Genomic DNA, 13,045 nt, shown 5'->3' on the forward strand with positions numbered 1-13,045 from the left:
TTTCTTTATGAGCGAGGAACTGATATGAGTTGCGATTATTCAGTGTCGGTCGTAGGTGGGGCCATCGTGATTGTCCCCGAATCTGATGGGTTGGCCGCTCATGATGATTTGGTCAATTCGGTGTTCTTGGCGCAATTGGTTGCCAATAAAAAGGTTGAAAAAGATCCAAAGGCTGATTGGTACAACGCTTATGTGGAAGTTTTAGATGATTTCTGGCTGCGGCAATCAAAAGCGCGAGAGGAATGGCTCATCACCGAAAACAGCGGCGAGTCTGCGATCGAATGGGTTACCGCTGCGATGGCCAAAGGTGCTTCAGGCGAAGGGCAAGCTGCTGCCGCAATATTGGCACGGGTGGCGAGTGTGTCGGGCACTGAACCTGCAATGAGCTTGCTGCGCAGTTACGTGCAAAAAACGTCCGCAGATGAATCGAATGAAGTACCTGCGCCGCCCAAGGCTGTGCGACTGCTGGTGATTCTGGCGCGAACTCCAACCTCGTTCACAAGTGTGTACTTGGAGTTCAAGACCCATCTGGAGATAAGTCCCAATCCTTTGGTACAGCTGTATCAGGCCGAAGATGTGCAAGGCATTGTCAGCATCCGTTATGCCCGGGCCAATCTGGACGAAAAACACTACGGTCGTGCGCGTAATTCTATCGCCTTGAAGGTCAGGGAAAAGCTTGACGCAAATGTTGCGATGTTGAGCTTGTCCGACGGCTCTTGGGGCGTCTGATCGAATCGCACCACAGGGCTGCTCAGAAGGTCGAAGCTGTACGATTCTGCTGATCACGTTGAGCCACCCAATGCTCAATCAAATCGCGCAGTTGCGACAGCTCGACCGGTTTGGCCATGTGGCCGTCCATCCCCGCCTGGCGTGCGCGTTCCTTGTGCTCTGCAAGGATGTGCGCAGTCAACGCCACCACTGGGGTGCGAGTCCGCTGATTGCCGACTTCCCAGGCACGTAATTGCTGAGTCGCGGAGAAGCCGTCGAGGATCGGCATTTCGCAGTCCATCAGGACCAGGTCATACCGCTGGGCTTTCATTGCCTGCAAGGCTTCTTCGCCATTGCTGGCAGTGTCCGGTTGCAGGTTGAGCTTGCCCAGCATGCCGCGAATAACTTTGGTCGAGATGCTGTTGTCTTCGGCCACCAGGATGCGGAAATCGCTTGGCACCTTCACCGGTAATGTCGGGCCGGTGGGCAGGTGTTGCGAGATGGAAAGGCCCTTGTTTCGCTGGTTCAGCTCATCGGCCAGCGTCGTCTTGAGGGTGTAACCGGCCACCGGTTTGGCGAGGATGCGTTTGATCCCGGAATTGCGCGCGATGATCTTGCTGGGCGCATTGCTGATACCGGTGAGCATGATCAGCAGGATGTCGTGGTTCAGGCTCGGGTCTTCCTTGATCTTGGCGGCCAGTTGCATGCCGGTCATGCCAGGCATGTTCTGGTCCAGCAGGACCACGTCGAAGTAATCGCGCAGGTGGGCCTTGGTGCGCAGCAGCGCCAGTGCTTCCTTGCCGGACGCAACGGCACTCACATTCAGACCCCAGGCGCTGCACTGTTGCACCAGCACTTTGCGACACGTGTCGTTATCGTCCACCACCAATACCCGTGCACCCTGTAGTGGGCCATCAAGGTCAGACGTCGGGTGTTCGAGGCGATCAGTGTCCAGCGGCAGGGTCAGCCACAAGGTGCTGCCTTGGTTGGCACCGCTCTTGATGCCGAACTCCCCTTGCATCAAGCGAATCAGCTGACGGGCGATCACCAGCCCCAGATTGCCTCCCAGACGGGTGGCCGAGAGGAAGTGTTTGCTGTGCAGTTCGGCGTGCATCAATGCGTCGCGCTCTTCGGCCTCCATTGGCTCACCGCTGTCCTGCACGGCAATGCGCAAGCGCGGTTTGGCACTGCGCTCATCGAGCGCGACGACGATAAGGATTTCGCCTTCGTCGGTTTTCTTCAGGGCGTTTTCCAGCAGGCTCAGCAGGGTCTGACGCAGGCGCGTCGGGTCACCGCTGATGACGCGTGGCACTTGCGGCTGGATAAAGCTGATGAGCTCGACGTTCTGCTGTTCGGCCTTGGCGCGGAAGATGCTCAGGCAGTCTTCGATCAGCGCGTTGAGATCGAACTGCACATCGTCCAGTTCGATCTGCCCGGATTCGAGCTTGGAGATGTCAAGAATTTCGTTGATCAGTGTCAGCAGTTCGTTGCCGGCACTGTGGATGGTCTGCACATAGTCGCGCTGTTTGACCGAGAGCGGCGTGCCCAGCAGCAGCTCGGTCATGCCCAGCACGCCATTCATCGGGGTGCGGATTTCGTGGCTGATTTTTGCCAGGAATTCGGCCTTGGCGTTGATCTCGGCGTTGCTGGCGGCCAGGTCGCGGCTGACGCTGAAACGGTCTTCGGTGATTCTGCGCTGACGTTCGCTCAGCGCAATGCTCATCAACACGCCGCTGATGCAGATTAACCCCAGCAGCGTCATGATCAAGCCCTGCGGTGCGACCAGGGTCAATCCCAGCAGTGCCGGCAACATGATCAGAGTGCCAATGTTGAACACCACCATCGCCGCGACGAACAGGCGCGCCGGGCGATAACCTTTTTGCCAGTGATAGGCGCTGACGAACAACATGCTCAGACCTGCCAGAGCGACCAGGGCGTAGGTCATGATGTTCAGCGGCAGCGTGTTGACGAATAACAGCAGCAAGCCGCAGACCACGATGAACAGAATGTCCCCCAGCAGCAGCTTGTTCAGCGGGTGCGGACCGAGCGGGGTGAAGAAGCGATAGGCGAACATCAGGCCGCACGGCGCCGTCAGCAGCAAGGCGAGGTAGGCGCCGGGTGTCTGCACCGCGTGCCAGTTCGGCAGCCAAGGCCCTGCCAGATTCAGCAACAGCAACAGGCTGAGCATCAACAATGCTTCGCATCCGGCCAGCCAGAGACTGCTGCGTGAACGGGTATAGGCGTAGCGGACGAGGCTGTACAGGATCAGCATCGCGATACAGCCGAACAACAGTCCGTAGATCAGCGTCTGATTCTGATTGGCCGCGGTCATGATCGCCGACTGCAGGGTGATGTAAGGCCTCAACTGATGGTCGGAGACCAGTCGCAGGTAAACGTCGAGAGGTTTTTCGTTTTGCGGCAACGGCAACATGAAGTCGCTGCTGGGCAATGGCCGTTCAGCCTGGGGCTGGCCGGTGCCGGTGTTCAATTGCTCGATCAGCGTGTCGCCGTCCAGCACATACAGATTGAGGTGCGACAGGTCAGGAGCGAACACCCGCAGCAACTGTTCATGCTTGCCGGGCGCGAGTCTGAAACGCAGCCATAACGCGCCATCGGGCTCGGCGGCGGTGAGGCGGTCGAGTTCAATGGGGCTGAATTGATTGGTGTAGCGAGCGGAACGGATGTCGCTGAGCTGCAGGTCGCCCTGTTCGTCGAGCAATACCGCCCAGCCACTGCCTTGCGCGGCTTGGGCCGGGAGCATGCAGAGCAAGGTCAGCAGAGTGACGGTGAGACCTATGGCAATCCTGAGCCAGCGCACGGCGAAATCCCTTCGTAGGTTGATGCCAGAATATAACTATGCGCGGCGCCAGAATAGTCCGGCAAGGGCCTGAAGCCCCTGCCTGGCCCAATGGCGCTCTTATTCCTGATTTTCGCCACGCTCGCGGGCAATGGCACGGTAGCCGATGTCCTTGCGATAGAAACAGCCTTCCCAATCAATTCTGGCCGCCAGCTTGTAAGCCTGCTGCTGAGCGGCATCGACACTGGCACCCATTGCCGTGGCGCAGAGTACCCGACCACCGGCCGTCACCACTTGACCGTCCTTGAGCGCAGTACCGGCGTGGAAGACTTTGCCTTCCAGTGCTGCGGCTGCATCGAGGCCGTTGATGGCAACGCCTTTAGCGTAGTCACCAGGATAGCCGCCCGCCGCCAGCACGATGCCGACACTCGGACGCGGATCCCATTGTGCTTCGACCTTGTCCAGCGCTTGCGCCAGAGCGGCTTCGACCAGCAACACCAGGCTCGACTGCAAACGCAGCATCACCGGTTGGGTCTCAGGATCGCCGAAACGGCAGTTGAACTCGATAACTTTTGGGTTACCAGCTTTGTCGATCATCAGTCCGGCGTACAGGAAGCCCGTGTAGACGTTGCCTTCCTCGGCCATGCCGTGCACGGTTGGCCAGATCACCAGATCCATGACGCGCTTGTGCACTTCGCTGGTGACCACTGGTGCAGGGGAGTAAGCACCCATGCCGCCAGTGTTCGGACCGGTATCGCCGTCGCCGACGCGTTTGTGGTCCTGGCTGGTGGCCATCGGCAATACGTTTTTGCCGTCGACCATGACGATGAAGCTGGCTTCTTCGCCGTCCAGGAACTCTTCGATCACCACGCGCGAACCGGCGTCGCCGAAGGCGTTGCCCGCGAGCATGTCGCGTACGGCGTCTTCGGCTTCGGTCAGGGTCATCGCAACGATCACGCCTTTACCGGCGGCCAGGCCATCGGCCTTGATCACGATCGGCGCGCCTTTTTCACGCAGGTAAGCCAGGGCTGGCTCGATCTCGGTGAAGTTCTGGTAGTCGGCGGTCGGGATCTTGTGGCGAGCCAGAAAATCCTTGGTGAAGGCTTTCGAACCTTCCAGCTGAGCAGCGCCAGCGGTCGGTCCGAAGCAGTCCAGGCCACGGGAGCGGAACAGATCGACGACGCCGGCGACCAGTGGCACTTCCGGACCGACGATGGTCAGGGAAGCATTCTTCTCGGCGAAGTCGGCCAACTGTTCGAGTGCCAGCACATCGATAGCGACGTTCTCGCACTTGGCTTCAATGGCGGTGCCGGCGTTGCCCGGCGCCACGAAAACTTTCTGCACGCGCGGATCCTGAGCCACTTTCCAGGCCAGGGCGTGTTCGCGGCCACCGCTGCCAATGATCAAAACATTCATTTCAAAAACCTCGGATGACGCTAATTCTGTGGAGCACCGCAGAGATGCTTTTCTGTGGGAGCGAGCCTGCTCGCGAAAGCGGTGTGTCAGTCAACATCAACGTCACTGGCAAATTGCATTCGCGAGCAGGCTCGCTCCCACAGTTGATCGTCGTACTTAGTGACGGAAGTGGCGCATGCCAGTAAAGACCATGGCGATACCCGCTTCATCAGCGGCAGCAATCACTTCGTTATCGCGCATCGAGCCGCCTGGTTGGATCACCGCAGTGATACCAACCTTTGCCGCGTTGTCGATGCCGTCGCGGAACGGGAAGAATGCATCCGATGCCATGACCGCACCTTGCACCTGCAAACCAGCGTGCTCAGCCTTGATCGCAGCAATGCGCGCGGAGTTCACACGGCTCATCTGGCCAGCGCCGACACCGATGGTCTGACGGTTCTTGGCGTAGACGATGGCGTTGGACTTAACGTATTTGGCGACTTTCCAGGCGAAGATCAGATCGTGGATCTCTTGTTCGGTCGGGGCGCGTTTGGTCACGACTTTCAGGTCGTCGGCACCGATCATGCCGATGTCGCGGCTCTGCACCAGCAGGCCACCGTTGACGCGTTTGTAGTCCCACGCAGCAGCGCGATCAGCCGACCACTCGCCGCAGGCCAGCAGGCGCACGTTGGCTTTTGCCGCCACGATGGCGCGAGCTTCTGCGCTGACGGACGGGGCGATGATCACTTCGACGAACTGACGCTCGACGATGGCCTTGGCGGTTTCAGCATCCAGCTCGCGGTTGAAGGCGATGATGCCGCCGAACGCCGACTCGGTGTCGGTGGCGTAGGCCAGTTCGTAAGCCTGGCGGATACCGCCTTCGGCGTCCGGGCTGACGGCAACGCCGCACGGGTTGGCGTGCTTGACGATCACGCAGGCCGGTTTGACGAAGCTCTTCACGCATTCCAGCGCGGCGTCGGTGTCGGCCACGTTGTTGTACGACAGCTCTTTGCCTTGCAGTTGGGTGGCGGTGGCGATACCCACTTCGGCAGGCTTGGCTTCCACGTAGAACGCCGCGCTCTGGTGCGGGTTCTCGCCGTAGCGCATTTCCTGAGCCTTGACGAACTGGCTGTTGAAGGTGCGCGGGAATTCGCTGCGACCTTCGGTGCTGAGGGTGTCAGCGGCCTGGTTTACGGTGCCCATGTAGTTGGCGATCATGCCGTCATAGGCGGCGGTGTGTTCGAAGGCCTTGAGCATCAGGTCGAAACGCTGAGCGTAGGTCAGGCCGCCGGCCTTGAGGCTTTCGAGGACGTTGGCGTAGTCGCTGGCATTCACCACGATGGCCACGTCTTTGTGGTTTTTTGCAGCCGAACGAACCATGGTCGGGCCGCCGATATCGATGTTCTCGATGGCGGTCGGCAGGTCGCAGCCTGGTTTGTTGATGGTGGCTTCGAACGGGTAGAGGTTGACCGCTACCAGGTCGATCGGCTTGATGCCGTGCTCATTCATGATGGCGTCGTCGATACCGCGACGACCGAGGATCCCGCCGTGGATTTTCGGGTGCAGGGTCTTGACCCGGCCGTCCATCATTTCTGCGAAACCGGTGTAATCCGCGACTTCCACTGCGGCAACACCGTTGTCGCGCAGCAGCTTGAACGTTCCGCCGGTGGAGAGGATCTCGACGCCCAGGGCTTCAAGCTCTTTGGCGAATTCGAGGATCCCGGTCTTGTCGGAAACGCTGATCAAGGCGCGGCGGATCGGCAGGCGGGTAGTCTGGTCGGTCATTTCAATTTCCATCAAAAGCAAAGGAGTCAGCAAAAAAGGCGACCGTTTTTACGCGGGCGCCTTTCTGGTTTGATTGAATGCTTACAGCAAATCGTACTGCTTGAGTTTCTTGCGCAGCGTGCCTCGGTTCAGCCCGAGCAGCTCGCTGGCCTTGGTCTGGTTGCCCTTGACGTAGTTCATCACGCACTCGAGCAGGGGGGCCTCGACTTCGGAGAGCACCAGGTTGTACACATCCGTGACGGCAGCGCCCTCAAGGTGGGCGAAATAATTGTGCAGCGCCTTCTCGACACTCCCGCGAAGGGTCTGACCTTCTTCGCTCGGCGTGTTGAGGTGCTGTTTCAAATTCACGTTGTCGCTCACGGGTGTTGTTCCACTCACTAAAGTCTCGGTCATCATCGTCATGCGGCCACCTCGTCTTCGTCCCCTGTCAGGCTCTTGTAACGTCCGGCGAAGAAGCCCTGAACGTTGGCGCATTGTGCTTCCGTATCTTCCAAACGATTGAAGTGGGCGCGAAACTCCCTGGCGCCCGGCAAGGTTGCGAGATACCAGCCCACATGCTTTCGAGCAATGCGTACGCCCATGACGTCTCCATAGAAGACGTGCAGCGCAGCCAGATGCTCTAGCAGAATGCGTTCCACCTCGATCAGTTCCAGTGCCGGGAGTTTCTCGCCGGTGCGCAGAAAATGATCGATCTCACGAAAAATCCATGGCCGCCCCTGGGCGGCCCGGCCTACCAGCAGGCCATCGGCACCGGTCGCATCGAGCACGTACCGGGCCTTCTCTGGCGAATCGATATCGCCATTGGCAAAGATCGGAATCGACACGGCCTGCTTGATTGCGGCAATGGTGTCGTATTCGGCTTCGCCGGTGTACAGATCGGCACGGGTGCGGCCATGAACCGCCAACGCCGTAATGCCTGCCTGCTCGGCGATCTTCGCCACGGTCAGGCCGTTCTTGTTGTCCCGGTCCCAGCCGGTGCGGATCTTCAGGGTGACCGGCACATCAACCGCAGCCACTACGGCCTGCAGGATCTCGGTCACCAGTGCTTCATCCTTCAACAGCGCGGACCCGGCGGCCTTGTTGCAGACCTTTTTCGCCGGACAGCCCATGTTGATATCAATAATTTGTGCGCCCAGTTCAACGTTGGCCCGGGCCGCATCCGCCAGCATCTGTGCATCACCACCGGCGATCTGTACCGAGCGGGGCTCGGGATCACCTTCGTGGATCATGCGCATCCGCGATTTGCGGGTGTTCCACAAGCTCATGTCGCTGGTGACCATTTCCGAGACTACAAGTCCTGCGCCCAGTCGCTTGCACAGCTGACGAAAGGGTTGGTCTGTGACCCCCGCCATCGGGGCGAGAATCAAGCCGTTGTGCAATGTGTAAGGACCGATGCGTACCGCCGACATAGGACTTCCCTGTTGTGGGGTCGGATCATGAGAGTTCGAAAAAGGGTTGGCATGATACCCGCTCTCGATGACTGGATAAAGGCTGAATTGAACAAAATCTGAACAGTTATTCTGTTATCGCCAGCGGTTTGGTATGAGCGGTCAAAGTCAGAAATATGCCGTCAAAGCCGTAACACTGAACCGTTTCACTCGGGCGAATGGAAGCTCAGGCTGTAATTCACCGCTTTGGAGCCTGGATCGAGGATATCCAGTGCGATGTGGATCGGCGTTTGCGGAGGCATTTCCGCCATCCCTTCGAGATCGCCGTTGAGGTACTCGCCGGGTTTGAAGCGACGGCTGGCGATCAGGTGGCCGTTGAGGTCGGCAAAACGCAACTCCAGCAGCGGGAAAGGCTGTGAGAAGGGCGCGCGGTTGTAGATGATCGCGTCGACCACCAGTGCACCGTTGAAGTCCGGGTGACTGCGGACCACCAGGTTGCTGCTTTTGATTTTGGCGATGTCGACTTTGGACGGTACGGTGCAGCCGATTTGCGGGCACAGTTGCTGGAACCACGGACGGTACTGATCCTGGCGCGCCAGCTCGTCGAAATGGTAAGCAATGTACTGGCCGGCGAGTGCGGCGGCGCCGAGCAGGATCAGCAGCAGCCAGAAAAATCGGCGACCCCAGGGCGAGCGGCGTTTTTGCCAGTCCAGTTGCAATGGGTCATCGGTCAGGTCTTGCAGGGCTTCAGCGCGAACAGCCGGCTCACGCTTTTTGCGCAAGGGCTCGATCGAGGGCAGATCGTCGTCGATTTCATCGGTCGCCGACAGGCGTTCGTGATGCATCGGGGCATCGAGCGGGTCGTGCAGGCGCAGCTGTGGCGGCAGAGACTCGTCGTCCAGTTCCACCGGTTCCAGGGACAGCGAAGGTTCGGTACGCGAGTATTTGCTCGGATCGAGTTCCAGCTCCGGCAAGTCGGTTTCAGCGGTCTGCGCACGATCGGCGGCCGATTCGCTGAACAGGCTGTCGGGCCACGGCGTTTCTTCGTGCTCGACGGTATCCCGGCTGGCACTCAGGTTGTCTTCGCGGGGCCGGCCGAATTCCGTGGTCGGCTGGATCTCCCGTTGTTCGAGGCGGGCGAGCTCTTCGTCCAGGTCCAGACTGTCCAGATCCAGCTCGGCGGCGGTCCATTGCTTTTGGCTGATGGCTCGCGGCTCCGGCGGTTCGACGATGGCCGGGGCGACCGGCGTGATCGCGTCTTTGCCGGCCCGTTGCTCGAGCAACTGCTTGGCGGCGTTGAACACCTGCAAGCACGAGCCGCAACGAACCACTCCGCGGGCCACGCTCAACTGAGCATGGCTGACACGGAAGCTGGTTTGGCAATGCGGGCACTGGGTGACGAAGCTGTCGGTCATGCGGCGATCCGGTTTATGCAGGCGCTCATTCTAGCGCCGACGGCCAGTGATGCGCACCCAGCCATCGCGATTGGCGATCGGGTCCAGATCGAAGTCCTGGGCGTAAGCTTTGGCGACATCTTCACCTTGCTCCGCGAGGATGCCCGACAGCGCCAAGCGACCACCGGATTTGACCAGGCTGGACAATTGCGGCGCCAGGGAAACCAGCGGGCCGGCAAGAATGTTGGCCACCAGCACGTCGGCCTGAACCTGCGGCAGATCTTCCGGCAGATACAGCGGGAAGAGTGCTTCGGCAATGTTGTTGCGCCCGGCGTTATCGCGGGAGGCTTCCAGGGCTTGTACGTCGATATCGGTACCGACGGCTTCCTTGGCGCCCAGCAGCAGGGCGGCAATCGCCAGAATCCCCGAACCGCAGCCGAAGTCCAGCACGTTGCAGTCCTTCAGGTCTTGGCCATCGAGCCATTCCAGGCACAGCGCGGTAGTCGGGTGAGTGCCGGTGCCGAACGCCAGGCCTGGATCCAGCAGCAGGTTCACGGCGTCAGGCTCGGGTGCAGCGTGCCAGCTTGGGACGATCCACAGGCGCTGACCGAAACGCATCGGCTGGAAACCGTCCATCCAGCTACGTTCCCAATCCTGGTCTTCGATGACTTCGCTGTGATACTCGGGCAGCGGGCTGCCGGTCAGCAACTCAAGGTGGGCCAGCACGGTGGCGGCTTCGGTGCCACCTTCGAACAGCGCCAGCAGGTGCGTGTGCGACCACAGCGGGGTGGTGTTGAGTTCCGGCTCGAAGATCGGTTGATCTTCGGCGTCCATGAAGGTCACCGATACAGCGCCCACTTCAAGGAAAGCGTCTTCGTAGGTTTCGGCTTGTTCTGGGCTGATGGCGAGACGGACTTGCAGCCAAGGCATGGCGGGCACCTTTGAAAAATATTGATTGCAGCCTAGCGGGCTGCGAGAAGCGCGCAAGTTTACGCGAGCTCGGAGGGTTTGTGGGAGTCGCTTGAGCTGCATTCACCGCGCAGTTCCTGAATGACATCGAACCCTGTGGGAGCGAGCCTGCTCGCGAAGAGGGTGGGACATTCAGCATCGATGTTGACTGAACCACCGCCTTCGCGAGCAGGCTCGCTCCCACAAGGGGGCATGGCAGTTGATCGGCTGAAACCTCCAGAAACAACAAAGCCGCCCGAAGGCGGCTTTGTTGTTCGGGCTAAAGCTTAGTGCTTTTCGCCAGCCAGCTTGTGTTCCAGGTAGTGGATGTTGACTCCACCTTTGCAGAAGCCTTCATCGCGGACCAGATCGCGGTGCAGCGGGATGTTGGTCTTGATCCCGTCGACAACGATTTCGTCCAGCGCATTGCGCATGCGCGCCATGGCTTCGTCACGGGTTGCGCCGTAGGTGATCAGCTTGCCGATCAACGAATCGTAGTTCGGCGGAACGGCATAGCCACTGTACAGGTGCGAATCGACGCGAACGCCGTTGCCGCCTGGTGCGTGGAAATGCTTGACCGTGCCTGGGCTTGGCATGAAGGTTTTCGGGTCTTCGGCGTTGATCCGGCATTCCAGCGCGTGACCGCGGATGACGACGTCATCCTGGGTGTACGACAGCTTGTTGCCAGCGGCGATGCTGAGCATCTCCTTGACGATGTCGATGCCGGTGACCATTTCCGAAACCGGGTGCTCAACCTGAACGCGGGTGTTCATTTCGATGAAATAGAACGCGCCGTTCTCGTACAGGAACTCGAAAGTACCCGCGCCACGGTAGTTGATGTCGATGCAAGCCTTGACGCAGCGTGCGAGGACTTCAGCCCGTGCCTTCTCGTCGATGCCCGGTGCCGGCGCTTCTTCGAGAACCTTCTGGTGACGACGTTGCAGCGAGCAGTCGCGGTCGCCCAGATGGATGGCGTGGCCCTGGCCGTCGGAAAGGACCTGAACTTCCACGTGACGTGGGTTGGTCAGGAATTTTTCCAGATAGACCATCGGGTTGCCGAACGCCGCGCCAGCTTCGGTGCGGGTCAGTTTGGCAAAGGAGATCAGGTCTTCTTCTTTATGCACAACGCGCATGCCGCGACCACCACCGCCGCCAGCGGCTTTGATGATCACCGGGTAACCGACTTCGCGACCGATGCGCAGAGCGGTTTCTTCGTCTTCAGGCAGCGGGCCGTCGGAACCCGGAACGGTTGGAACGCCAGCAGCGATCATGGCGTGCTTGGCCGATACCTTGTCGCCCATCAGGCGAATGGTGTCGGCTTTCGGGCCAATGAACGCGAAGCCGGAGTTCTCGACCTGTTCAGCGAAATCAGCGTTTTCCGCAAGGAAACCGTAGCCTGGGTGAATGGCGGTAGCGCCGGTCACTTCAGCTGCGGCGATGATTGCCGGGATGTGCAGGTAAGAATGCGCGGCCGAGGCCGGGCCGATGCAGACGGATTCGTCTGCCAGACCCAGGTGCATCAGCTCTTTGTCGGCCTTGGAGTAAACGGCGACAGTCTTGATGCCCATCTCTTTGCAGGCACGCAGAATCCGCAGGGCGATCTCACCGCGGTTGGCGATCAGAACTTTTTCCAACTTCGCAGTCATCAAAGTCTCTCCGCGGTTCAAACGATGGTGAACAGCGGTTGGTCGTACTCAACCGGCTGGCCGTCTTCGACGAGGATAGATTCGATCACACCGCTGGTTTCAGCTTCGATGTGGTTCATCATCTTCATGGCTTCGACGATGCACAGGGTGTCGCCTTTCTTCACGGTCTGGCCGACTTCAGCGAAGGACGGCGAGGATGGCGAAGACTTGCGATAGAAGGTGCCGACCATAGGCGAACGGGCAACGTTGCCGTTCAGCACTGGCGCAGCGGGAGCCGCAGGAGCGGCAGCGGCAACCGGGGCAGCAGCAACAGGCGCAGGCGCAGGCGCCGGAGCATGCATTGGAGCCGGTGCGTAGTACTGCTGAGCCGGGGTCTTGCTGTGACGGCTGATGCGTACGGACTCTTCGCCTTCCTTGATCTCGAGCTCGTCGATGCCGGACTCTTCCAGCAGTTCGATCAGTTTCTTAACTTTACGGATATCCATGAATCATCAACTCCCAAGGGTCGGTCAGGGGCGTTACGCTTGTTGTTCAAGCCGTTGCCTGTCTTTCAAGCAGCTCTAGTGCGGCCTCCAGGGCCAGTCGATAACCGCTGGCGCCAAGGCCGCAGATCACTCCCACCGCTACGTCGGAGAAGTAAGAGTGATGGCGGAAAGGTTCGCGTTTGTGCACGTTAGACAAATGCACTTCGATGAATGGGATGCTCACCGCCAGCAGCGCGTCACGTAATGCGACACTTGTGTGCGTAAAAGCTGCTGGGTTGATCAGAATGAAGTCCACACCTTCGCTGCGGGCAGCGTGGATGCGGTCGATCAATTCGTACTCGGCGTTGCTTTGCAGGTGCAGCAAATGGTGGCCGGCTTCACGGGCGCGGCGTTCCAGGTCCTGGTTGATCTGCGCCAGTGTCGTAGCGCCATAAGTGCCCGGTTCACGGGTGCCGAGCATGTTCAGGTTGGGTCCGTGCAGAACCAGTAGCGTCGCCAT

The 13,045-nt window shown here is 59.6% G+C and carries 11 protein-coding genes; 1 reads left to right on the forward strand and 10 read right to left on the reverse strand.

All coding sequences use genetic code 11. From position 1 onward, the window contains the following. The first annotated feature begins 24 nt into the window (after positions 1-24). The gene (locus ACYZTW_RS03985) at positions 25-729 is read left to right on the forward strand and encodes a hypothetical protein (protein WP_462003828.1); all 705 of its coding nucleotides are present in this window, start codon (positions 25-27) and stop codon (positions 727-729) included. A 22-nt stretch (positions 730-751) separates the two neighbouring features. On the opposite strand, the gene ACYZTW_RS03990 is transcribed toward ACYZTW_RS03985, so the two are convergent. From ACYZTW_RS03990 to aroQ, 10 genes are all read right to left on the reverse strand, one after another. Beyond that, positions 752-3,526: a hybrid sensor histidine kinase/response regulator gene (locus ACYZTW_RS03990; RefSeq protein ID WP_462003829.1), complete on the reverse strand. Its 2,775-nt coding sequence runs from the start codon at positions 3,524-3,526 to the stop codon at positions 752-754. A 99-nt stretch (positions 3,527-3,625) separates the two neighbouring features. Next, complete coding sequence (gene purD, locus ACYZTW_RS03995; protein ID WP_462003830.1) at positions 3,626-4,921, reverse strand: phosphoribosylamine--glycine ligase; 1,296 nt, start codon at positions 4,919-4,921, stop codon at positions 3,626-3,628. Positions 4,922-5,077: 156 nt separating this feature from the next. Further along, positions 5,078-6,685, reverse strand: a complete 1,608-nt coding sequence (gene purH, locus ACYZTW_RS04000) for a bifunctional phosphoribosylaminoimidazolecarboxamide formyltransferase/IMP cyclohydrolase (RefSeq protein ID WP_462003831.1) — start codon at positions 6,683-6,685, stop codon at positions 5,078-5,080. Positions 6,686-6,766: 81 nt separating this feature from the next. Next, positions 6,767-7,087, reverse strand: a complete 321-nt coding sequence (gene fis, locus ACYZTW_RS04005) for a DNA-binding transcriptional regulator Fis (protein ID WP_007907419.1) — start codon at positions 7,085-7,087, stop codon at positions 6,767-6,769. After that, positions 7,084-8,094: a tRNA dihydrouridine synthase DusB gene (gene dusB / locus ACYZTW_RS04010; RefSeq protein WP_462003832.1), complete on the reverse strand. Its 1,011-nt coding sequence runs from the start codon at positions 8,092-8,094 to the stop codon at positions 7,084-7,086. Before dusB ends, fis begins: the two co-directional genes overlap by 4 nt. A 185-nt stretch (positions 8,095-8,279) precedes the next feature. Beyond that, a complete protein-coding gene (locus ACYZTW_RS04015; RefSeq protein WP_462003833.1) occupies positions 8,280-9,488 on the reverse strand; it encodes a DUF3426 domain-containing protein in 1,209 nt (402 codons plus the stop codon). A gap of 30 nt (positions 9,489-9,518) precedes the next feature. Continuing rightward, entirely contained in the window at positions 9,519-10,397 is an 879-nt protein-coding gene (gene prmA / locus ACYZTW_RS04020; protein WP_462003834.1) for a 50S ribosomal protein L11 methyltransferase, read from the reverse strand. 305 nt (positions 10,398-10,702) lie between these two features. Further along, complete coding sequence (gene accC / locus ACYZTW_RS04025) at positions 10,703-12,061, reverse strand: acetyl-CoA carboxylase biotin carboxylase subunit (protein ID WP_462003835.1); 1,359 nt, start codon at positions 12,059-12,061, stop codon at positions 10,703-10,705. A 17-nt stretch (positions 12,062-12,078) separates the two neighbouring features. Beyond that, complete coding sequence (gene accB, locus ACYZTW_RS04030; RefSeq protein ID WP_462003836.1) at positions 12,079-12,546, reverse strand: acetyl-CoA carboxylase biotin carboxyl carrier protein; 468 nt, start codon at positions 12,544-12,546, stop codon at positions 12,079-12,081. A 46-nt stretch (positions 12,547-12,592) separates the two neighbouring features. After that, positions 12,593-13,045 (reverse strand): type II 3-dehydroquinate dehydratase, encoded by a 453-nt coding sequence (aroQ, locus tag ACYZTW_RS04035; protein WP_129438831.1) that lies wholly within the window; start codon positions 13,043-13,045, stop codon positions 12,593-12,595.

The organism is Pseudomonas sp. LB3P25, from assembly GCF_054897985.1.